This is a genomic window from Rhizobium sp. Leaf371 (assembly GCF_001424045.1).
Classification (GTDB): domain Bacteria; phylum Pseudomonadota; class Alphaproteobacteria; order Rhizobiales; family Rhizobiaceae; genus Ferranicluibacter.
Window position 1 is genome coordinate 41,247 of sequence record NZ_LMQB01000001.1, and the last position, 22,473, is coordinate 63,719.

19 protein-coding genes and 1 tRNA gene are annotated in these 22,473 nt (G+C 64.3%); 14 read left to right on the top strand and 6 right to left on the bottom strand.

Annotation, left to right across the window (positions count from 1 at the left end):
• The first annotated feature begins 10 nt into the window (after positions 1-10).
• Positions 11-562, top strand: coding sequence for a hypothetical protein (locus ASG39_RS00115; RefSeq protein ID WP_062591665.1), 552 nt, complete (start codon positions 11-13; stop codon positions 560-562).
• A gap of 102 nt (positions 563-664) precedes the next feature.
• On the opposite strand, the gene ASG39_RS00120 is transcribed toward ASG39_RS00115, so the two are convergent.
• Positions 665-2,461, bottom strand: coding sequence for a calcium-binding protein (locus tag ASG39_RS00120; RefSeq protein WP_062591667.1), 1,797 nt, complete (start codon positions 2,459-2,461; stop codon positions 665-667).
• 556 nt (positions 2,462-3,017) lie between these two features.
• Between ASG39_RS00120 and ASG39_RS00125 the strand changes: the two genes are divergently transcribed.
• From ASG39_RS00125 to ugpC, 5 genes are all read left to right on the top strand, one after another.
• Entirely contained in the window at positions 3,018-4,208 is a 1,191-nt protein-coding gene (locus ASG39_RS00125) for a Gfo/Idh/MocA family oxidoreductase (RefSeq protein ID WP_062591669.1), read from the top strand.
• An 11-nt stretch (positions 4,209-4,219) separates the two neighbouring features.
• A complete protein-coding gene (locus tag ASG39_RS00130; protein ID WP_062591671.1) occupies positions 4,220-5,104 on the top strand; it encodes a sugar ABC transporter permease in 885 nt (294 codons plus the stop codon).
• On the top strand, positions 5,101-5,961 hold the full coding sequence (locus tag ASG39_RS00135; RefSeq protein WP_062591672.1) for a carbohydrate ABC transporter permease: 861 nt from the start codon (positions 5,101-5,103) through the stop codon (positions 5,959-5,961). Before ASG39_RS00130 ends, ASG39_RS00135 begins: the two co-directional genes overlap by 4 nt.
• Before the next feature lie 33 nt (positions 5,962-5,994).
• Positions 5,995-7,233, top strand: a complete 1,239-nt coding sequence (locus ASG39_RS00140; RefSeq protein WP_062591675.1) for an extracellular solute-binding protein — start codon at positions 5,995-5,997, stop codon at positions 7,231-7,233.
• Between the two features lie 138 nt (positions 7,234-7,371).
• Positions 7,372-8,499 (top strand): sn-glycerol-3-phosphate ABC transporter ATP-binding protein UgpC, encoded by a 1,128-nt coding sequence (gene ugpC / locus ASG39_RS00145; protein ID WP_062591677.1) that lies wholly within the window; start codon positions 7,372-7,374, stop codon positions 8,497-8,499.
• A gap of 57 nt (positions 8,500-8,556) precedes the next feature.
• Here the strand turns inward: ugpC and ASG39_RS00150 are convergent, their stop codons facing one another.
• From ASG39_RS00150 to ASG39_RS00160, 3 genes are all read right to left on the bottom strand, one after another.
• Complete coding sequence (locus tag ASG39_RS00150; protein ID WP_062591679.1) at positions 8,557-9,648, bottom strand: D-TA family PLP-dependent enzyme; 1,092 nt, start codon at positions 9,646-9,648, stop codon at positions 8,557-8,559.
• 87 nt (positions 9,649-9,735) lie between these two features.
• Positions 9,736-11,220 carry a M81 family metallopeptidase gene (locus ASG39_RS00155; RefSeq protein WP_062591681.1) on the bottom strand — a complete coding sequence of 495 codons (1,485 nt, stop codon included), beginning with the start codon at positions 11,218-11,220 and terminating at the stop codon, positions 9,736-9,738.
• Between the two features lie 75 nt (positions 11,221-11,295).
• Complete coding sequence (locus ASG39_RS00160; protein ID WP_062591683.1) at positions 11,296-11,781, bottom strand: hypothetical protein; 486 nt, start codon at positions 11,779-11,781, stop codon at positions 11,296-11,298.
• 113 nt (positions 11,782-11,894) lie between these two features.
• Between ASG39_RS00160 and ASG39_RS00165 the strand changes: the two genes are divergently transcribed.
• The 6 genes from ASG39_RS00165 to ASG39_RS00190 all read left to right on the top strand — a co-directional run bounded on the left by ASG39_RS00165 (position 11,895) and on the right by ASG39_RS00190 (position 18,888).
• On the top strand, positions 11,895-12,281 hold the full coding sequence (locus ASG39_RS00165; RefSeq protein ID WP_062591685.1) for a RidA family protein: 387 nt from the start codon (positions 11,895-11,897) through the stop codon (positions 12,279-12,281).
• Between the two features lie 40 nt (positions 12,282-12,321).
• On the top strand, positions 12,322-13,185 hold the full coding sequence (locus ASG39_RS00170; RefSeq protein ID WP_062591686.1) for a MurR/RpiR family transcriptional regulator: 864 nt from the start codon (positions 12,322-12,324) through the stop codon (positions 13,183-13,185).
• 40 nt (positions 13,186-13,225) lie between these two features.
• Positions 13,226-14,002 (top strand): SDR family oxidoreductase, encoded by a 777-nt coding sequence (locus ASG39_RS00175; RefSeq protein WP_062591688.1) that lies wholly within the window; start codon positions 13,226-13,228, stop codon positions 14,000-14,002.
• A gap of 29 nt (positions 14,003-14,031) precedes the next feature.
• Entirely contained in the window at positions 14,032-15,954 is a 1,923-nt protein-coding gene (locus ASG39_RS00180) for a family 20 glycosylhydrolase (protein ID WP_062591689.1), read from the top strand.
• A gap of 79 nt (positions 15,955-16,033) precedes the next feature.
• The gene (locus tag ASG39_RS00185) at positions 16,034-17,467 is read left to right on the top strand and encodes a M81 family metallopeptidase (RefSeq protein WP_062591691.1); all 1,434 of its coding nucleotides are present in this window, start codon (positions 16,034-16,036) and stop codon (positions 17,465-17,467) included.
• Between the two features lie 209 nt (positions 17,468-17,676).
• A complete protein-coding gene (locus ASG39_RS00190; protein ID WP_062591693.1) occupies positions 17,677-18,888 on the top strand; it encodes an MFS transporter in 1,212 nt (403 codons plus the stop codon).
• Between the two features lie 88 nt (positions 18,889-18,976).
• Here ASG39_RS00190 and ASG39_RS00195 read toward each other — a convergent pair whose 3' ends face one another.
• Complete coding sequence (locus ASG39_RS00195; RefSeq protein WP_062591695.1) at positions 18,977-19,390, bottom strand: hypothetical protein; 414 nt, start codon at positions 19,388-19,390, stop codon at positions 18,977-18,979.
• 290 nt (positions 19,391-19,680) lie between these two features.
• Between ASG39_RS00195 and ASG39_RS00200 the strand changes: the two genes are divergently transcribed.
• Positions 19,681-19,757, top strand: a tRNA-Pro gene (locus tag ASG39_RS00200).
• A gap of 107 nt (positions 19,758-19,864) precedes the next feature.
• Here the strand turns inward: ASG39_RS00200 and ASG39_RS00205 are convergent.
• Positions 19,865-21,688 carry a methyl-accepting chemotaxis protein gene (locus tag ASG39_RS00205; RefSeq protein ID WP_244481087.1) on the bottom strand — a complete coding sequence of 608 codons (1,824 nt, stop codon included), beginning with the start codon at positions 21,686-21,688 and terminating at the stop codon, positions 19,865-19,867.
• A gap of 403 nt (positions 21,689-22,091) precedes the next feature.
• On the opposite strand from ASG39_RS00205, the gene ASG39_RS00210 reads away from it, so the two are divergent.
• The gene (locus tag ASG39_RS00210) at positions 22,092-22,295 is read left to right on the top strand and encodes a hypothetical protein (RefSeq protein ID WP_156467962.1); all 204 of its coding nucleotides are present in this window, start codon (positions 22,092-22,094) and stop codon (positions 22,293-22,295) included.
• Positions 22,296-22,473 lie beyond the last annotated feature (178 nt).

Genomic DNA, 22,473 nt, shown 5'->3' on the forward strand with positions numbered 1-22,473 from the left:
GGAGGCAATCATGTCCCTTCTCTCCAGACTGACGCGCAACGAGAGCGATCCGAAAATCCTGTCGTCCGGCCCGCGCCTGCACGATGCGACCGACGGGCTGACGCGCGGGCTCGGATGGTTCAGCCTCGGCCTCGGCTTGTTCCAGATGGTCGCGCCGCAGCGCATCACCCGGGCTTTCGGGCTGCGCGGCGGCGAGCATGTGGTCCGCGCATATGGGGCCCGGGAAATCGCAAGCGGCATGCTCACGCTCTCGACCGACAAGCGGGCAGGGCTTGCGAGCCGCGTCGCGGGCGATGGCCTCGACATCGTGACGCTGCTGGCGCTGCTCTCGACCGGCAATCCGCGACGCCAGACGGTGAAGACGGCGCTTTTAATGGCTGTCGGGATCGCGGCGATCGATCTTCTGGCGGCAAGTGCGGTGACCGCGAAGCAAGCGCGGCCGAAAACCGTCAAGGACTACAGTGATCGATCCGGTTTCCCGCGCGGCGTCGTGGGTGCCCGCGGCATCGCCCGGCAGGCGCGGCCCCACGAGCAGAAGGCCGGCTCGGAAACGACGCACTGACGGCCGATGTCCGGCCTGACAGAGGGGGCAGGCGGCGGACGCCAGGCGAGACCGATGAGGCCCGCACGGTTCCGCCGCCAGATCTTCGACGTCGAGCGCCCGTTAGACGATCAGGATGTCGCCATGATGAAGATCCGACACCTTCGTATCCGCGAGAACCACGCTGCCACCGACCCAGGACAGAACGGCATCCGCGCCGATCTGGACGAAATGCGAGAGGGCCGCATCCGCCGTTTTGAAGAGCGAGGCGCCGAAGAGGAGCATATCGTGCCCCTCCACGCCGTCGTTGAAGTCGGTTACGACATCGCGGCCGGAAGTGACCTTCGAGAAGTCGAAGACATCGTTGCCGATGCCGCCGGACAGGCGGTCGTTGCCGGCACCCCCTGTCAGCACGTCGTTGCCGATCCCGCCATGGAGATCGTCATCGCCCGCATCGCCAAAGAGCTGATCATTGCCGGTGCCGCCGTGCAGGAGGTCGTTGCCCGCACCGCCACGAAGGACATCGTTGCCGGCGACACCGAAGATGCGGTCGACGCCGGCCGTGCCGCCGAGACTGTTGTCCCCGGCCGTGCCTTCGACATGGGCGACATAGGTCTTGTCTGCGAACAGCAAGGTGTCGAGCTTGGTGGTCGTCACGGTGTAGCTCGTCGGAAGGAGCGTCCCGAACTCGATCCGCTCGACCGAGGTCATGTCCTTCAGCCCGTATTGTCCTGACAGATCACGCATCACGAGCGTTCCGTCCGAGAGGCGGATGGCCTCGTAGCTGCCGATCGCGCCAGGCATCTGGACCGTATCCGTGCCGTCGCCACCCGCGATCGTATCATTGCCTTTGGAAACGCTGAACCGATCGTTTCCGCCAAAACCTTCCAGGAAGTCGCTTGCCTTGCCGTCCCGCAGCCGGTCGGCCTGATCGGAGCCGAGGATGAAGGCGGGCTGGCCGAAATGGCTGGACGTACTGCGCGCGACATCCTCCACCCAGACGACCGGACGCAGGAGATCGCTCAGTTGCGAGACGATGATCGCGCTGTCCTTCTCCATGATCGACGCGAAGCTTGAGCGGACGATCGTTGCGAAGGCGTCGTTGAACAGATTGCCGATATGCGAACTCCAGCCGCCCGGGATGTTGAAGACGGTTGTCGGCCCGAAGGGCGACAGCGGATTGGCGTAGAGGTCATTGAAGAGGACGATGTTGTCGGCGGAGCTGCCGAAGTTGCGGTCCTTGTGCAGAAACGCTTCGGTCAGTCCCTCGGGAATGCTGTCCGTCGATGTGCCGAGCGAGCGGTAGACGAGGTCGTTCTCGCCGCCGAGGTTCATGATCTTCTCGCTGTTGTCGTAAATGTTGGGCGAGTCGAACCCGAAATAGTTCGACGTGTCGTAGAAGCCGTCGGCGACGACGTCGGAGCGCTCCGCCAGGATGTTGGCGGCGCCGCCGCCGAGGCTGTAGCCCGTGACGACGACATCCTCGCCCGTCAGACCGTTGGCCTTCGCGAAGCGCGCGGCGGCTTCGAGAACATAGACGAACTGATCGAGATATTCCCCCTTCGCCAGGGCGAAGTAAGCGGGGAGGTCGCCGATATCGCTGGTTCCGGCAAAGCTGACGCCGATCCGCTCGATCGCTCCGCCGGCGCCGGTATAGGCGAGGATCTTGACCTGCGCGCTGGCAGACGTCGCGCCGTGGAAAAAGCCGAAGCTGTCGACGGTGTCTGCGGGAAGACCGACGTCGCTGGCTGTCAGATCATGCCAGCCTGCCGGAGGCGAAAAGTTGCCCGTGGTCTCCGTCAGCGTCGTTCCGAGCTCTCCCAGGGCTCCGAACGCACGTAGTTGTCCATAGCGCGCGAGGTTGAATGCCTCCGATACCTCTGCGCCTGCGTCTCTTCCCTTATAATCAAAGAGTGCCATCGGTTCCTCCCGTTGACGTGTACGTTAACGGAATCTGCTTTACGCCTAATTCACGCCTTGCGAAAGTAAAAATGACCGGAATGCCAGGAGACGTGCAGGTCGAGCGCGCGACGGTGCGCCCTCCGCTCGCGAAATGGAGGAGTGTCGTTCCGGCAACCCCAAGGCTAGCAATACCAAAAAAAACCAATTTGCCGGGTACACCGAGAGCAGAACCATGAAGGCATTGCATTATAATATCATTGACTACAGTGACTTATGCCGTTCGTTAAAATTCCCTTCCTAAAGGGCTGGACGATTGGCCTGTTTTTGGTATGGTCATTGACGAATGAAGGCGCTCGCCGTTCCGTGTGCTGTCTGCGTAACCGGGGCGAAGAAAGCTCCGGGGCTCGGCGGATAGGGTCAATGCGGTCGATAGGCGAGATCGGGACTCCGTGGATTTTCACTTTGTGAAAATGAATTTCATGGCTGTTCATGGAAACGGTTTTTATGTTGACGAGATCGCTGATCTGACACAGGCTGCGAAAATTAATTACGAAAAGACGGGGAGCAGGCCGATATGAAGGTCGCCATGATCGGGCTTGGGTTTCGGCTGGGATATCTCGGCCGCATTTTCAGGGACATGGATCCGACGTTCGAGATCGTCGGTCATGTCGATCCCGCGCCGGCAGGCCTGCCGGGCCTTGCCGAAGCCGGGATTTCCGCCGGAAAGGCCTATGCGACGCCGCAGGAGATGATCGCCTCGGAGACGTTCGATCTCCTGATGGTCGGTTCTCCCAACCACATGCATCTCGAGCATATCCGCATCGGGCTCGAGGCCGGGCTGACCGTCTTCACCGAGAAGCCGATCGTCGTGACCATCGAGGAAAGCCTTGAGCTGGCGCGTCTGCTCAACCGTCATGGCCATGACAGGCTGCTGGTCGGCCTCGTGCTGCGCTATTCGCCGCTCTATCGCGACCTGCGTCAGGCGCAGGCGGAGGGTCGTCTCGGCGAGATCGTCTCGATCGAGGCGTCCGAGCATATCGAGCCCTATCACGGCGCCTTCTTCATGCGCGACTGGCGCCGCTATGGCCGCTATGCCGGCGGCTTCATGCTGGAAAAGTGCTGCCACGACCTCGACCTCTACAATGGCGTGGTCGGCGCGCGTCCGCGCTACGTGTCGTCCTTCGGCGGCCGCAAGAGCTTCGTTCCCGCCAACGATCCGCGCGCTGACGGCGCGAACGACATGGAACTCTATCACCGCAAACCGAGCGGCTGGGAGGGCTCCGACAAGGTGTTCGACAGCGATGGCGACCTGATCGACTACCAGACGGCGATCGTCGAATATGAGAACGGCGCCGCGATGACGTTCCATACCAATCTGAACGTTCCCGACCAGTTCCGCCGCTTCTGCGTGATCGGCTCCAAGGGTATGGCGGAAGGCGACTTCGTGCGCGGCTATCTCGACGTGCACAATGCGCGCAACAATGAAAAGGTCGTCGCCAAGACGTACCAGGCGCCGTCCGAGACCTCCCACCACTATGGTGCCGACGAGCAGATGGCCGAGGACGTCTTCAAGTTCATCACCGAGGGGCAGGCGCTGCCGGTGTCGGCGCTGAACGCCATCGAGGCCGGTATTCTGGCGCTGGCGATGGACGAGGCCCGGTTTGCCCGCAAGGTCGTCGATCTCGCGCCCGTCTGGGCCGAGTACGATGCCTGCCTGCACGGCACGACTGCCGCGTCATCCGCACCGCAGACCAAGTCTGCTTGAGAGGGCCCGTCATGGAAGCCAAACGAAGCACCGTCCTCTTCGCCTGGCTCCTCATGGCGCCGGCCATTCTCTACGTCACCGTCATCGTCGCCTATCCCCTTGTCGATACGTTCATCCTGTCGTTTACGGATGCCTCCCTGAAAAAGACGACGAACTGGGTCGGCTGGGCGAACTACAGCAAGATCTTCAACGCCACCTTCGCCGAAGTCATCATCCGGACCTTCATCTGGACGTTCTTCTCGGTGGCGCTGAAAATGATCATCGGCACGTTCGGCGCGTCCATGCTGAACGCGGCGGTGCCCGGCCGGGCGCTGTTCCGCGTGCTGACCATGCCGCCCTGGATCGTGCCCATGGCGATCGGCATCTTCATGTGGGGCTGGATGTATAACGGCCAGTTCGGCATGATTTCGGGCCTGCTCCAGCGCTTCGGCTTCGTCGACAGCCCGATCGCCTTCCTGGCGCAGGGGTCGACCGCCTTCTGGGCGACTGTCATTACCGATGTGTGGATCGGCGTTCCCATGGTCACGCTCTACATGCTGGCCGCGATGCAATCGATCCCGCAGGACCTTTACGAGGCCGCCTGGACGGATGGCGCCGGCCGCCTCTACCGTTTCCGCCGCATCACGCTGCCGCTGCTCGTGCCTTCGATGATCACGATGTCGATGATCTCGCTGATCTCCACCTTCAACTCGTTCGACATCATCTGGATTCTGACGCGCGGCGGGCCGACCGGCGAGACGACGACCATGATCATCGACACCTACAAGACGGCGATCGGCTCCAACAAGTACGGGGAGGGCGCGGCGCGGGCGGTTCTGATCTGCATCTTCCTGTCGATCTTCTGCGTCTTCTATTTCCGCATGACCAGCCGCCTTTCTGCCGGAGACAAGCGATGAAAGAACCGTCCGTCCTCATCAACCGCTATGCCTGGTACGAGATCGTCGGCATCTATGCGGGGATCTTCGTCTTTCTCACCTTCCTCTTGGCGCCTTTCGTGGAAGGTTTCCTGGTCTCGCTGAAGCCGCTCAGCCAGCTGTTTTCGTCGCCCTATCGCTTCATTCCGGAGAACGGATCGTTCGAGGCCTACCGGACCATGTGGGTCAGCGTGCCCGGCTTTGCGCGCTACATCTTCAATTCGCTGTTCATCTCCAGCGTCGTCACCATCGCGGTGCTGATCCTCGTCGTGCCCGCGGCCTACGCCTTTGCCCGGTTCGAGTTCAAGGGCTCGGGCCAGCTGCTCGGCGCCTTTCTCGCGGTCAACATGTTCTCGGGCGCCGTGCTGCTCATCCCGCTCTTCCGGCTGATGCGCTCGCTCGGCGTGCTGAACACCTATTTTGCGATGATCGTGCCGGGCGTCGCGTTCCTGATCCCCACCGCGATCTGGCTTTTGCGCACCTATATGATGCGGATTCCACGGGAGCTGGACGAAGCCGCCTTCATGGACGGCGCCAGCCACTTCTACACGTTGCGCCGCGTCATCCTGCCGATCGCCATGCCCGGTATCGTGGTGGTGGCCATTACGACCTTCATCGGGTCCTATGCGCAGCAGTTCATCTATGCGCTCACCTTCAATTCAAAGTCCGAATATGCGCCGCTCCCGGTCGGGTTGTTCGCCTATTTCGGACGTCAGGAAGTCGTCTGGAACGAACTCATGGCGGCGAGCTTCGTCGGCATAGCCCCGGCCATGATCGTGATCTTCTTCCTGCAACGCTATCTCGTCAGCGGCCTGACCGCCGGCGCGGTGAAACAATAAGACCAACCACCAGAGAACAACGGGAGCTTAAACGTGACAATCCAATTCAAGACCGGCCTCATGGCCCTTGCATTGCTCGGCTCGACCGCACTCGGCACGATGACTGCCACAGTCGCACAGGCCGCAGACCAGGAAATCAGCTGGATCTATTGCGGCGACAAGATCGACCCGATCCATGAAAAGTACATCAAGGAATGGGAAGGCAAGAACGCCGGCTGGACCGTGAAGCCAGAGCTCGTCGGCTGGGAACAGTGCCAGGACAAGGCGACGACGCTGGCCGCTGCCGGTAACCCGGTCGGCATGGCCTATGTCGGCTCGCGCACGCTGAAGGAATTCGCCGAGAACGACCTGATCGTTCCCGTGCCGATGACCGACGCGGAAAAGAAGACCTACTACCCCAACATCGTCGACACCGTGACCTTCGACGACAACCAGTGGGGCGTGCCGATCGCCTTCTCGACCAAGGCGCTCTACTGGAACAAGGACCTCTTCGCGAAGGCCGGGCTCGATCCCGAAACGCCGCCGAAGACCTGGGCCGAAGAGATCGCCTTCGCCAAGCAGATCAAGGAAAAGACCGGCATTGCCGGCTACGGCCTTCCGGCCAAGACCTTCGACAACACCATGCACCAGTTCATGCATTGGGTTTACACCAATAACGGCAAGGTCATCGATGGCGACAAGATCGTCATGGACAGCCCGGAAGTGCTGGCAGCCCTGCAAGCCGTCAAGGACATCACGCCCTATTCCGTCGAAGGTGCGACCGCCTACGAACAGAACGAAATCCGCGCCATCTTCCTCGATGGCAAGGCCGGCATGATCCAGTCCGCATCGGGCGCCGCAGCGCTGCTGAAGAAGACCGACATGAAGTGGGGCGTTGCGCCGCTGCCGCTCGGTCCCTCGGCCAAGGGTGAGGGCACGCTGCTCATCACCGACAGCCTGGCGATCTTCAAGGGCACGGGCGTCGAGGACAAGGCGATCGAATTCGCCAAGTTCATCACCTCGCCGGGCCCGCAGGGCGAATACGAACTGCAGGGCGGCGCTGGCCTGACCCCGCTGCGCCCTTCGGCCAAGGTTGACGAATTCGTCAAGGCCGATCCGTCGTGGAAGCCGTTCATCGACGGTATCGCCTTCGGTGGTCCGGAGCCCCTGTTCAAGGATTACAAGGGCTTCCAGAATGCCATCATCGAAATGGTCCAGTCGGTCGTCACCGGCAAGGCCGAGCCGGCAGATGCTCTGAAGAAGGCTTCGGTCGCGATCGAAGAGTACAAATAAGCTTGTCCAGCCTGCTGTCGCGGCGGCCCCTGCCGTCGCGACAGTCCCTTCCCGGGGCGTAGGACCGGCCTGCCTGCCGACCCGTTTCCCTTTTTCGTCCAGACCAACGCCGCCCGCTTCGGCGACCGGAGACCGATCGTGATACAGCTCTTCCTCAACAAGGTGCAGAAGTCCTACGGCGACTTCGAAGTGCTCAAGGGCGTCCAGCTCGAGGTGACGACCGGCGAGTTCGTCGTCTTCGTCGGCCCGTCCGGCTGCGGCAAGTCCACGCTCTTGCGCATGATCGCGGGTCTCGACTCCACCACGAGCGGCGACATCGTCATCGACGGCGTTCGCGTCAACGATCTGCCGCCGGTCAAGCGCGGCATCGCCATGGTCTTCCAGTCCTATGCGCTCTATCCGCACATGACGGTGTTCGAGAACATCGCCTTTCCCCTGCGCGTGGAAAAGATGGAGGAGAGCAAGCTCAAGGCCAAGGTCGAGAACGCCGCGCGCATCCTGCATCTCGATCAGCGCCTGCAGCAGAAGCCGGGCATGCTGTCCGGCGGCCAGCGCCAGCGCGTCGCCATCGGCCGCGCCATCGTGCGCGAGCCGAAGATCTTCCTGTTCGACGAGCCGCTGTCCAACCTCGATGCGGCGCTGCGGGCCGACATGCGCATCGAGCTTGCGAAACTCCATCGCGAACTCAAGGCGACGATGATCTACGTGACGCATGACCAGGTGGAAGCCATGACCATGGCGGACCGCATCGTCGTGCTGAATGCCGGCGATATCTCGCAGGTCGGCGCGCCGCTGGAGCTGTACCACAAGCCGAAAAACCTGTTCGTCGCCGGCTTCATCGGCAATCCGAAAATGAACTTCGTGCCGGTCACCTGCACGGCCGTCGGCCCCGTCGGCGTCACCGTCGACTATCAGGGCCAGACGGTCACGATCCCGGTCGCCAGTCGCGCGGATCTCGTCGGGCAGGTTTTGACGCTCGGCATTCGTCCCGAACATACGATGCTGACGCCCGGCGACCTCAACATTCCGATCATCCCCTCGGTGATCGAGCGTCTGGGCATCAATACCGTGGCCTATTCCAGCCTGTCGGACGGCACGCCCTATTGCGTGCTGCTGCCCGGTTCCGCGCCGCTCGCCGTCGAACAGCCTGTCTCCACCGGCATCATGGCGGCCGATTGCCATCTGTTCGAGGCCAATGGGGAAGCGCTGGAGCGCACCGTGGACTGGCAGACGCTCGAGATCCCCGCAGCCATGACGGCGGCTTAAGGGCCTAAACGAAGGGTGGAAGGGCCGGGCGCCCTTCCGCCGTCTCTCACCCGTCTCTCACCACACAAGGCCGCGCGCGGCGACGTCCTCGATGCGCGTCACCACGCCGTTCCGGTGGAACGTCATGATGTCGAACAGGTTCGACACCACGCAGGTGTGGTTCGGCACGATCAGCACCTTGTCGCCGATGTCGGGCCGCGCGCCGGAGACCCGCGACAGGTCCACCACGCCGTGCTCCTCGGACAGGCCCGAGATGACGGCGTCGGGATAATCGACGAGCATGCCATAATCCGAAAATCCGAGAAGGTCCGATGTCAGCGCCTTGGAACCGGCGTCGAGCACGGCGCGGTCGGGCGTGGGGCGCGCGACGACGGTTGCCAGCACCTGCATGGCGCAGTCCTGCAGCGAGCAATGGCCGGAGCGGGCCATGGCACGGTCGTTGTAAACATAGGTGCCGGCACGGTGCTCGGTGGCGGACGGCACCTGATGGGCTGAGAACAGGCTCGGCGTGCCGCCGTTGCTGACGATCGGGCAGGGCATGCCGAGAGCGGCAAGGCTGGCGATCGCGCTTGCGAAGAACGCCTCCACCGCCGCTTCGTCATGGGCCTTCGGATAGGTCATCAAGCCGCCGAAGACGAGGCCATCGGCCGCCGCGATCCTCTGGCCGAGAGCCACGGCCGCCGCCGGGTCCTGCACGCCGCAGCGTCCGGCGCCGGTGTCGCATTCGACCAGCACCGTCAGCGGCCTGGCGCCGGCGAAACGGGCTGCGAGGCCTTCGACCGTCACCCCGCTGTCGGCGACGACTTTCAGGCCTGCGATGCGTTCGTTCAGCGCCCTCAGCCGGTCGAGCTTTTCGGGCCCGAGAATATTGAAGGTGATGAGGATGTCCTCAAAGCCGGCGTCCGCGAAAACCTCGGCTTCCGTGATCTTCTGGCAATTGATGCCGCGCGCGCCGGCCGCTTCCTGCGCCTTGGCGATGGCCGGGATCTTGTGGGTCTTGATATGCGGGCGAAAGGCGAGGCCATGGCCGTCGAGATAGGTCTGCACGCGGGCGATGTTCGCGGCCAGCCTGTCCTCGTCGATGAGGGGCAGGGGCGTCGACAGCGACAGGATGGGCTGGCCGACCTGCGGCCGCAGCGGGGTTGTCATCGGCGTCTCTCCCGTTGGTCTTATCGTCTTCACAGTGGTTCCTCGTCTGCGGGTTGCGCGAGCTTTGCACAGGCGCAGACGCCATTTCTATCCCGCATCCCGTGTCATCGTGGCAAGTCCGTGCGGGTCCTCGACAATGGGCCAGATGTTTCGGGAGGCGCGGCGATAGGCTGTCTTGGCCGGGTTGTTCGGATAGGGCGAGCCGGCCGCGCAATAGAGGATCTCGGAGGCGATCTTCGAGAAGGCGGCATAGAAGTGGTTGGTGGATTTGATCACCAGCAGGTGCTTTGTCGTCGGATCGATGCCGAGCGCGGTGAAGAGCGAGGGATCGTAACTCTGGACCCGCACCGAACTCAGGATGATGTCGATGCCGTCGAGATGGATATGCGCGGCATCGCCGAAGGGTGCGACGCTTTCGCCGAAGCGCATTTCGGCGCTGCGGACGACGCGCCGGACCGTCACCTGCCCGTCGATCGGGTTGCCGGTGCCGGGCGCAGATTTCGCGCCGAAGCGGAGCGGGATCTCCGCGCCTTCGCCGGCCGCCATGCAGATCTGCACGGCGATCGGGTCCCAGATCATGCCGACGGCTACATTTGTCACGCCGCGGGCAAGGAGGGCCGCAAGGATGACCGTCGCATCGCCCGCCGTGCCGCCACCGGGATTGTCCCACATATCGGCGATGACGACGGGCCCGAGCGGGTTCGCCAGCGCCCGGTCGATCGCTTCCGCCTCGTCGATCTGCGGCATCATGAAGGTTCCGCGCCTTGAAAACAGCTCCAGCCCGAGGTCGCGCGCCAGCCGCTCGCCTTTCTCTTTCTGTCTGTCGGTGATCGCGATGGTCTTCGTGCCCATCTCCGGCACGTCGCCGGCCATGAAGCCGTGGATGACGGAGAGCGAGAGGATCTCTGGATCGCCGGCCTCCATCCGCATCAGCCGATCGACAAAGGAGCGCATCGGATCGCGCGAGGTCGGGAAGACGTCGATCATCCGGCAGTCGAACACGGACATGACAGGCTTCACGCGCCCTTCCAGCGTGTCCACCGCAATCCGCCAGAGGTCTTCGGCGCGCGCGACGAAGTCGGTATGGGGGAACTCCTTGAACGCGACGAAGAAATCGACGGCCGCAACGCGCTTGGCGGTGAGGTGGCTGTGGGGATCGATTTCGGCGCAGACGAGACGATCGGGCCCGACGATCTCGCGGATGCGGGCGAGCAGATCGCCTTCCGGATCGAGATAGCCATCGGCCACCATCGCGCCGTGCAGGCCCATGACCACGCCATCGACGGGCATCGCGGCCTTCAACTGGTCGAGGATCTCGTCGCGCAGGCTCTCATAGGCCTGCCGGTTGATCAGGCCCGCCGGGTCCGCCCAGGCGGCCGTGCCCTCGATGAGCGTCCAGCCTTTCTCCGCACAGACCTTTCGCCCCACCGTGATCGGCGCGGTGCAGAGCGTCGGCGTTTCCGGATGCTGGCCCGGAGGCGCGTAGAGGGACTCCTCGAAGGCGCGGCGGTCGATGCAGATCGGCGCGAAGGTATTGGTTTCCGTGGCAAGGGCGGCGGTAAAGAGACGCACGGTGTTCGGCTTTCCACAGGTTGGCGGGGTCAGGAGTGGGCATGGCAGGCGCCGATCGCGCGCCGTCCGTCATCGCTACCGGGCGGGGTTCGGCAGGTAGCCGGTGAAGCCGCAGATCTTCCAGCGCCCCTCGTGCAGGCGGCAGGTGTAGAGCGTCTGCCATTGCATCACGTCGAGACTGCCATCGGTCTTGCGGATGCCGCCCTGGAATTTCTTGCGGGCAAGCGCCGTCTCCCCCTTCACCTCGATCGCCTCCAGCGTCGTCGTGGCAAAGATCGCCTGGCGCGGGTCCTCGCCATAGGTCTGGCTCTGAAAATCGCGGGCCTGCTTCAGCCATTCGTCGCGGTAGGCGGCGAGGGAGGGAAAGGCGAGGGTCCAGTCGTCCGGGTCCGGCTTGTGATTGCCGCTGATGGCCAGAAAGCCGTCCTCGACGAAGTCGCCCGCGACCATCGACCAGTCCGCCGCCAGAAAGGCATCGATATCGCGGGGAACCAGCATCTCCCAGATGGCGTGGCGCGCCACGTCGCTTGCCGGAAAGGGATTGGCATGGGGATCACGCATGGGACGACCTCTGGTCTAAATTATTTTCATGGAGGCTCGAAAACTCTGGTCAAGTTCGGTTTTCTATGGTCCATTGTCAACAATTGACGAAAATAATTTGCAAGAGGGCCGGGATGACCATCACGCGATATGGCACGGAGAAAGCCGGTGCCGGTGGCCAGAGACTGCCTTTCGCCCGCGCCGTGGAGGCTGCCGGCTGGCTGCACGTGTCCGGCCAGGTGGCCATGGAAGACGGCGAGATCATTTCGGGCGGCATCGTCGAGCAGACGCACAAGACCATCGCCAATCTCCTCGCCATTCTGGACGAGGCCGGCTACGGCGTCGAGCATGTCGTGCGCTGCGGCGTCTGGCTGGACGATCCGCGCGACTTCTGGACCTTCAACAAGATCTACCAGACCTATTTCGGCGAGCACCCGCCGGCGCGCGCCTGCGTTCAGGCGTCCATGATGGTGGATTGCAAGGTCGAGATCGACTGCGTCGCCTACAAGGCGCCGGTCTGACGGCTTCAGGCGCCGGGCGGGCAAGCTTCGGGGAGGCGGAATGGATATCTTCACGACGATCCAGGAAGGCCGGGCGCAGTTTTCGCCGTCCGAGCAGCGGATCGCCGATATTCTCCTCGGCGACTTCGAATTCGCGGTCAATGCCTCCATCATCGAGCTTGCCGAACGGGCGGAGGTCTCGCCGCCGACGGTCACGCGCTTCTGCCGCAATGTCGGCTGCCAGAGCTTTTCCGACTTCAAGGTCAATCTCGCCAAGACCGCCTTCATCGGCGTGCGCTATCTCAACCCGGAGGCAAAAAGCACCGAGCCGGCCGATGTGGCGGAAGACGTGATCACCAAGGCGCAGAACGCGCTGTTCATGATGCATCGCGCGCTCGACTCCGTGCTTCTCGACAAGGTGGCCGACCGGCTGTCGCGCGCCGAGATGGTCTATACCTTCGGCTCGGGCGGCAATTCCTCGATGATCGCGACCGAGCTGCAGAACCGGCTGTTTCGTCTCGGCTCCCGCGTCACCGCCAGCAACGATCACAACATGCAGCTGATGCTGACGGCTGCCGCCCGAACCAACGACGTGATCGTCGGCTCTTCCTTTTCGGGCCGCAACCAGGAACTCGCCCGCTGCTTTGCGCTCGCCCGCGAAAGCGGCATCACCACCATCGCGCTCACGCAATCGGACAGTCCGGTGGCGCAGGCGGCGGAACTCGTCATCGGCATCGATTTGCCGGAGGGGGCGAACATTTTCCGTCCGACCTCCACCCGCTTTGCTTTCCTCGCGGTGGTGGATGTGATCGCGAGCCTCGTCGCCTATCGCAACCGCAAGCTCTCGACCGTGACGCTGCGCCACATCAAGCAACAGCTGGTCGAACACCGCGACGGTGACGACCGCCAGATTCTCGGAGACTGACCATGCCGTGCACCTCTGCCTACGGGCGCGCGAAATGCCGATGACCCGTTCGATTGCCGTCGTCACGGGTGCGGCCGGCGATATCGGCCGCGCGATTGCGGCCCGCTTGTCGGACAGCCACGACATCGTCGCGCTGGTCGATATCGATGCCGCGGCGCTGGAGCTTGCCGCCCGTGAACTCGGTTCTTCCGAGCGTTTCATCTCCGTCGTCTGCGACATCACGGACGAGGCGAGCATAAGCGCGATGGCGGAGGTCACGGCCGGGCTCGGCCTCGTGCGCACGCTGGTCAACAATGCCGGTGCGGCGCGCGCCGTGAGCCTGCACGATACGGACGGTGCGATCTGGCGGGCCGATGCCGCGCTCAATCTGGAAGCGCCGTTTCTGGTGTTCCGCGCGCTGGAAACCGCGCTGAAAGAAGCGCAGGGCGCGGTCGTCAACATCGCTTCCGTCAACGGCCTCGCCGTGTTCGGCCACCCGGCCTATAGCGCGGCCAAGGCCGGGCTCATTCATCTGACGCAGTCGATCGCGGTCGAATACGGCAAGTTCGGCATCCGCGCCAATGCGGTCGCGCCGGGCACGGTGCGCACACAGGCCTGGGAAGCGCGCGCCAGCGCCAATCCGCAGGTGTTCGAGGATGTGAAGCGCTGGTACGCGCTGCGCCGGATCGCAACCGCCGAAGACGTCGCCAATGCCGTGTTCTTCCTCGCCAGCGAGCAGGCCCGCGCCATCACCGGCGTCTGCCTGGCGGTGGATTGCGGGCTGACCGCGGGGCAGGCCGAGCTGGCGCGGACCTTTTCGCAATCCGACCATTACTGACATCACGACCGTCCAGAAGGGAAACCACCATGGCAAACGCACAGGATTTCCGGCTCGAGAACAGCTGGCACCCGATCGATGGAGACGCGTGCGGCGGCTTCGTCTTCACGCTGTTCAACCTGTCGGACGCGCCGATTTCCGGCTTCACGCTGGCCTATACGTCGCTGACGCGCGTGATGGACGATCCGGCCTGCGACAATGCCACCTTCCTCCTGCGCAACGCCAATTTCCACCAGTTCGCCCCGCCAGAGGGCCTGGTGCTCGCGCCGGGCGGCAGCTGGCGTTTCACCGTGTCGGGTCTCTGGCGTCCGGCCAAGCACCGGACGGACGGCGCAAAATCGGCCTATCTGACGCTTCCTGACGGCCGCCATGTCCCGGTCGATGTGGACGACCTGCTTCTCGACGGGCGCCCGGCCGAGCCCGCCCCGGACCTGCTACCGAAGGGCAGGGTGACGGAACCCTTCTATCTGCTGCCCTGGCCGAAGGCCGCCAGCCTGACGGCCGGGGATGCCGTGCCCGTGGCGCTCTATCCCGCCGAGGGCACGGGCGGCGAGGACCTGAAGGCGGTGAGCACCGTCATCGCGCTTTACCGGCGGCTTTTCAGCGTCGGGCATGTGCCATTGTCGCTTGCGCCGGTGCATGAGGGGCGCGCGCTCGAATTTCGACAGGCGGACGCCCTCGGTGCCGAAGCCTATCGGCTGGATTTCGCCGATGTGGTCACTCTCGCTTACGGCGGCGCGGCCGGCCGGCAATATGGGCTGACCGCGCTCGCGCAGATTCTGCATGGCGCCCGTACGGAAAAGGCCGTGTTCCGGTTTCCCGCCTCCGGCGAGATCGCGGACGCGCCGCGCTATGTCTGGCGCGGCTGCCATCTCGATGTGTCGCGTCAGTTCTATCCGGTTGCCGATGTCATCCGGCTGATCGATATTCTCGCCTGGTACCGCATGAACGTGTTCCACTGGCACCTCTCGGACGACGAGGCCTGGCGGCTGGAGATCAAGGCCTATCCGACGCTGACGACGCTCGGCGTGCTGCGCGGACCGGACGAGCCGATGCTGCCGCAGCTTGGCAACGGGGCGGAGCCGGTCGGCGGCTTCTATTCCCAGGACGATGTGAAGGCGATCGTCGGGCATGCGCTGGCGCTGCAGGTCGAGGTCGTGCCGGAGATCGATATTCCCGGCCACAGCACGGCGACGCTGGTCGCCCTGCCGGCGCTTGCCGACGGGCAGGAAGCGCCCGACAGCTACCGCTCGGTCCAAGGCTTTCCCAACAATGCGCTGAACCCTGCGGTCGAGGAGACCTACGTGTTTCTCGGCAAGGTGTTCGACGAGATGGTGACGCTGTTCCCCTCGAAGCTTCTCCATATCGGCGGCGACGAAGTCGCGTCGAACACCTGGATGGCGTCGCCGCTGGCGCGCAAGCTGATGGCGGACGAGGGCGTCGAGGGCACGTTCGGGCTGCAGAGCTATTTCATGAAGCGCATCCAGCAGATGCTGTCCGAGCGCGGCCGCAGGCTCGCCGGCTGGGACGAGGTGTCGCATGGCGGCGGTGTCGATCCCGCGGGGACGCTGCTGATGGCGTGGCAGAAGCCCGAGGTCGGCGTGGAGCTGGCACGCCAAGGCTATGATGTCGTGATGACGCCGGGGCAGGCCTACTATCTCGACATGGTGCAGGACGAGGCCTTTCAGGAGCCGGGCGCGAGCTGGGCCGGCACCGTGCCGCCGCAGCACACCTATACGTACGAGGCGGTCGGCGATTTCCCCGAGGCGCTGCAGGCCCGCATGCGCGGCGTGCAGGCGTGCATCTGGTCGGAACATTTCCTCAACCGCGACTATTTCAACCACCTCGTCTTCCCAAGGCTCGCCGCGATCGCCGAGGCCGCGTGGACACCGCGGGAGCGCAAGGCCTGGCAGCGGTTTGCCGCGCTGGCGCCGTTGAGCCCGAAACTCTAGGGGCAGGGCGGAAGGGGGCTCCGTTCCCTTTCGTCTTGCTCTCCTGCTCATCCCGAAACCCGATCAAGGGCCAGACATCATGACCTTCCGTATCGCCGTCGGCGGCATCCATACCGAATGCAGCACCTCGTCCCCGGTCCTGATGCGGCCGGAGGATTTCCGCGTGCTGCGGGGTTCCGACCTGCTGTCGGCCGATTCCTTCTCGTTTCTGGACGAGGCCGATGTCCAGCCGCTGCTTCACGCCCGTGCCGTCCCCGGCGGGCCGCTCGCGCGGGAGACCTATGAGGGTTTCAAGGCCGAGTTCCTTGCACTCCTGAAAGCGGCGCTGCCGCTCGACGGTCTCTACCTTGCCATGCATGGCGCGATGAACGTCGAAGGCATGGACGATGCCGAAGGCGACTGGATCTCGGCGGCGCGCAGCGTGGTCGGTCCCGACATCCCCGTTGCCGCCAGCTACGACCTGCACGGCAACGTGACGCAGCGCATCGTCGACCAGCTCGATATCTTCGCCGCCTATCGCACCGCGCCGCATATCGACGTGCGCGACACCATGGTGCGGGCCTGGTCCATGCTCGTGAAAACGTTGCATTCGGGCGCCAAACCCGGCGTCGCCTGGGCGCCGGTGCCGGTGCTGCTGCCGGGCGAACGCACCTCCACCGAGGACGAGCCGGCAAGGAGTCTCTACGACGCGCTGTCACGCCACGATGCGGTGCCGGGGATCTGGGACGCCAACCTCATGGTCGGCTATGTCTGGGCGGACGAGCCGCGCGGCACGGCCTGCGCCGTCGTGACGGGAACGGACAAGGCAGCGGCAGAGGCTGCCGCGGCGGAGATCGCGATGTCCTACTGGAACGCCCGCGAGGCCTTCCGTTTCGGCCCGGTCACCGGAGCGCTGGCAGACATGCTCGATATTGCCGAGCGGACGGAAACACGGCCGGTCATTCTTGCCGATTCCGGCGACAATCCGACGGGCGGGGGCGTCGGCGACCGGGCCGACGTGCTCAACGCTCTCGTCGCGCGCGGTTTTCAGGGTGCCGTCATCGGGGGCATCACCGATCCGCCGGCCGTGGACGCCTGCTTTGCGGCCGGCGAGGGCGCGACCCTGTCGCTGACGATCGGCGGGGCGCTCGATCCCGCAAGCCCCTCGGCGGACGTCTCCGCGATCGTGGTCCGTCTCGATGATCCCGCCGGTCCGCAGGAGCGGCAGGCGGTGGTCACCGTCGGTGGCATCACGGTCATTCTCGCGGCGCGCCGGCGGCCGTACCACAACATCGCCGACTTCACGCGCCATGGCATCGATCCCGAGGGCGTGCGGCTGCTCGTCGTCAAGTCCGGCTACCTCTCGCCCGAGCTTGCGCCGATCGCACGGCCGAACCTCATGGCGCTGACGGACGGCGTCATCAACCAGGATATCGAGCGCCTGACCAATGCCCGGCGCCAGCGCCCGTCATTTCCCTTCGAGCGGGATTTCGACTATGTGCCGGAGCCGCAATCCTCCGCCCGCTGGATATAAGCGCATCTGACACGACGTCACGGCTGAAAAACAGGCAGCGGCGCGCTTCGCACCGTTGCACTCGGGGTGTCGGCGTCTACATCATTTCCAGCCGAAGCGGGATCGCTTCGGCGTCGGACAATGCGGTAACAACTCTACTGTAGGCCGCATCCTCACATCCGGCGGTCCGCCGTCTCTCCAACTGGGCCGATCCGCGCCCTGGTGTCTCCATGAGCCTATCGATCGCGACCGCCCTGCGGGATCCATCGCTGCGCGTCAGCGCGCTTGCCATATTCTTCTTCGGGTTCTCGGGTGCTGCGACGCAGCCCTACCAGTCGATCATCGGCATCCGCGAACTGGGCCTGAGCGATAGCGGCTATGCCAGCCTGATGTTTGCGGCCGCCGCCGTCAGCGTCACCGCGAGCGTGCTGATGGGTATCTTCGCCGATCGGCTCGGCGATTACAGGACCTCCATCCTCTATGTCGCGCTGTTCGGCATTACCGGGTTCGGGCTGGTCTATCTCTCCGCGACGATCACCGCCTTCGTCATCGCCAAGCTCGTTCTGCTGCCCGTCTTCGGCGCGCTGAACTCGCTCATCTTCGCCAATGTGCGCGCGGCGTCCGGCGGGCTGGCGCAATCGCAGCTCGTTGCGGTCAACGCGACGATGCGGGCCACGATCTCGCTGTCCTGGGTGCTGGTGCCCGGCCTCGTCGGCATCGCGCTGGCGGGCTCGCAATCCATGCTGCCGGCCTATCTGATCGCGGCGCTCGCCGCCGGCGTCTGCTTCATCCTCGCGGCCTTCTATCTCCCGCGGCCGCTTCCCCTCGACAACCGCGACGATGCCGCGCGCTACCGCATCCTCTCGTCGCTCGCCGAAGTCGCATCCCCGCGCGTCGCGCTGCGGATACTTGCGATCGCGCTCATCTGTTCCATGCTGTTCGTCAACGACGCGGTGCGCTCGCTGATCATCATCGGCAAGGTCGGTGGCACGGTCCGCGATATCGGCATCGTCGTCGGCGTGGTCGCGCTGCTCGAAATCGTCTTCATCCTGTTCTGGAGCGCGGCCGAGCGGCGGATCACATCGCTGCGCTCGCTGGTCATCGGCGGCACGCTCTATGCCGTCTATCTCGCGCTGCAGGGCATGGCGACGCAGACCTGGCACATCTACGCACAGACGCTCCTCAGCGGCATCGCCGCCGCCGCCATCATCAGCCTGCCGATCACGTACCTGCAGGACCTGATTGCCGACCGCCCCGGCCTTGGAAGCTCGCTGATCGCGGTCAACATGTTCCTGAGTGCCGGCATCAGTGCCGTCGTCTTTGCAGCGGGAACGCGGATCGGCGATTACGGCTTCACGTCGATCCTCGGCGGCTTCGTCGGTCTCGCGGGCGTGGTCCTGCTGGTCGTGCTGGACGGGAGCCGGGGACGGGCGAAAGCCTGATCCGGCGCGGTCCCGTACCCGCAACGAAAAACACCGGAGCGCGGAAGCGCCCCGGTGTCGTGTCGTCATAGGATCGGACGGTATCGGCTCAGGACGCCTTGGCGCCGGCCAGCACTTCCTCGCACCAGCTCGGGCCACCCGGCTGACGGCGGTCGCCGACGAGGCGCACGGAGCGGATGACGTAGTCCGAGGATACGGTGAGCTGCACCGAGCAGCTGAGATAGTCGGTGCGGGCGGGGGATGTCTGCTTGCCGCGCGAGCCGTCCGGCTTCTTGGCATAGGTCGCGGGAACCTTGCGATTGCGGTAGCCGCCCTTCCAGGAATAGAGCGTGTTGCCGCCGCTCTGCACGTCGGCGATCGGCGGGCCGAACTGCGCGAAGAAGACGCCGGCCGGCTGTCCGGCCCAGCGGGCTTCGACCGCATTCTGCTGCTGTGGCGCAATGGTGGTGCATCCGGCAAGCGCCAGCGCAAGGCCGGCAGCGGCGAAAACCCGCAAGGTCATATATCGTCCCCTTCGAAAGATCCTGAAACCGGATGCTCTGCCGCCTGCCGCCAGCCCCATGCCGGCATCGAGGCGTCCCGCCCGTTCTCCCACGCCTCTAGCGCCAATCGCCTCGAATGAAAATCGGTCGCAACCTGCCGATACGCAATAAATTCCAAGCGTTGCCGAAAATCTCTACCTCCCGCCGTCCCATCCCGCACGGCGCCATCTTCCTGTCAAAAACTCTGCCGAACCTGTGATTTGCCGCTTGTGGAATGAACCCCCCTGTTCTATAGAAGCGCCGCTGGTAACGGAGTGTAGCGCAGCCTGGTAGCGCACCACGTTCGGGACGTGGGGGTCGCAGGTTCAAATCCTGCCACTCCGACCAGCTTAGTCTTTGGCTTTCCCGAAGCCGACCTTCAATCTCTACAGGATCCGCACGGTCGTGCGCCGTTTCATTCGGTGTTCGTGGTCCTGCCGAATGTGCCGCCGCGATCAGGCGGCCCTCTGCCGGCCGACGGCGGCGCCCGGCTGGCGGACGGATTTTCGACGGTTCAGTTTGAAGCCGCCGACGAGGTCGGTGAGCACCGAGGCGTCTTCGGACAGGTTGGCGCTGATGGCCGTCGTTTCCTCCACCATCGCCGCGTTCGCCTGCGTCATCTGGTCGATCGCATTGACCGCGGTGCTGATTTCCTGGAGCCCGACGGACTGTTCGCGTGAGGCCGTGGTCATGGCATCGACCTTGTCGTCGATATCGGCGACATAGAGCGTGATCTGATCCAAGGCTTTTCCGGTCTGATCCACGAGGCGAACGCCGTCGGAGACGTCGGCCGTCGATGTCTTGACGAGCGCGGTGATGTCCTTGGCGGCCTTGGCGGAGCGCTGGGCAAGTTCCCGCACCTCCTGCGCCACGACGGCAAAGCCCTTGCCGGCCTCTCCCGCGCGGGCCGCTTCCACGCCGGCATTCAGGGCCAAGAGGTTGGTCTGGAAGGCGATCTCGTCGATGACATGGATGATCTGCCCGATCTGGGTCGAGGACGCCTCGATGCGGCGCATGGCGTTGACGGCGTCGCCGACGACCGTTCCCGAGAGGGTGGCACAGTCGTTTGCCGCGCGCACGAGGTCACGCGTCTCGGTCGCCCGTTCGGCCGAGGACCTGACCGTCGCTGCGACCTGTTCCAGCGCGGCGGAGGTCTGTTCGAGAGCGGCCGCCTGCTGCTCGGTGCGCTTGCAGAGCTGGTCGGCGGCTTCATGCATCTCGGCGGCACTGCCGGACAGTTCGTTGGTCTTTCCGAGCACTTGCTCCAGCGTTTCCTGGAAGGTGGCGATCGAGTTGTTGAAATCGCAGCGCAGGCTGTCGAACCGATCCGCGAAGGGCTCGTCGAGCGTTTCGCGAATGTTGCAATCGGCGAGGCGGGCCAGTCCCGCACCCAGCGCCTCGACGACGATCTTGAGCTCTTCCGCTTCGCGTTCGCGGCGGCGTTGCTGGTCGGCGCGTTCCGCATCCGACAGGGACCGCTCCTGCTCGGCCGCAAGGCGCATCTGCTGGCGTTCGATCGCCGCGTTGCGGAAGATGGAGACGCTCTCGATCATCGAACCGATTTCGTCATGTCGTGCGGCCAGCGGCACATCCTGCGAATAGTCGCCTCGTGCGAGAACGTTCATGTAGCGCCCGATCTTCACGAGGGGCACGATGGCGCGATGGCGCAGGAGCCACAGGCCGCCGAGAAAGAGAACGACCGAAAGCAGGCTGCCACCGGCTGCGATCACCGTGTACTTCCGGCTTTCCCCGTTCGCCTTGGCGACGGAGCTTTCGAGGGTCGATGTCGCGAGCGCCGCAAGGGCCCGGACGCTGGCGTCGTGCACATAGAAGGCCTGTTGAACGCGATCGAGCGCTGCCGCATCGCTCGCGCCGGCCTGAACCTGATAGTCGGAGACGGCGGTCCAGAACGCGTCTCCGGACGCGATCACCTCGGTTGCGAGCTTGCCGCGCAGGCCCTCGTCGAGCTGCGCCGTCTTCCAGAAGACGCGCCGTTCCTCGAACGAGGCGCGGAGCGCCTTCATCTTCTCGTCGTTTTCCCGCAGGCGCCCGGGGTGCACGACCGCCTCGTTGACCAGCATATAGGCTTCGATGACGTAGAGGGGCGGCGGCAGGATATCCGCGATCAGATCCTTGCCATTGGCGATCTCGTCGTAGACCGGCCCTCCCACTTTCAAGGTGCCGAGGGCCTGCGTCTGGATGCCGATCGACATGACCAGGCCCAGGGTGACGACGAGCCCGAACAGAACGAGCAGCCGGGAAATCGTAAGGTTTTTCACGCGATGCCTCTCCGCTGATCGGAGGAGGTCCTCCAATCTCATCGGAGCGAAGTCTAAAACCAGGATCGCTAAAATATCGTGAAGGCCGTAAAGGTAGGCGTTTTGTTCCGGGACATGTCTCGATATCGGAACCCATTCTTCGCCGCACGGAACCACATGGGTCTGTCCAACATTGTAACGTCGGACAGGACCGCAACCATCCGTGCGCGTTCGTCGCCGGGATTCAACCTTGGACAGCGGTTCGACAGGGTTTGCTTTTTAAGGGCAGCGAGGGGCGTCGTTCCGATCGCGATGTGGGGTCATCGGGCCGGGGGGCCGGGCTCTCCGTCCCCGGGGTTTCGACCGGCGGCGCAGCGACACCACAACGTGCGCAATGCAGTCTTGAAAACCGAAGGAGTTCGGCGTGAGTTTGAGGCGGCCCTTCAGGGCGGAAATCATCGGCGGATCGAAGATCTGGATCATCGACGCGGAGGGCGCCTTCGTGACGTGTTTCCCGAGGCAGAGCGACGATGTCACAGCCGACTTCGCACGGGCACAGGCCGTTGCGTCCGCCGACGTGGAGGAAATTCCCCTGGCGGACGGTGCCGGCATCCACAGTCTCTCCTGAGACGTCATCGAATGGGGATTGCCCGTTGCGCTCCCGGCCGGCCTTACGTCCGTTCGTTCGTCGGCAGGCGGATCGTCAGACGAGCAGGAGTACCGGGAAGGAGACCGTGAGAAGGGCTGCACCGGTGACGATGACGATCTTGAGGAGGCTGGCGTCGAAGGACGTTTTCTGCTGCTCG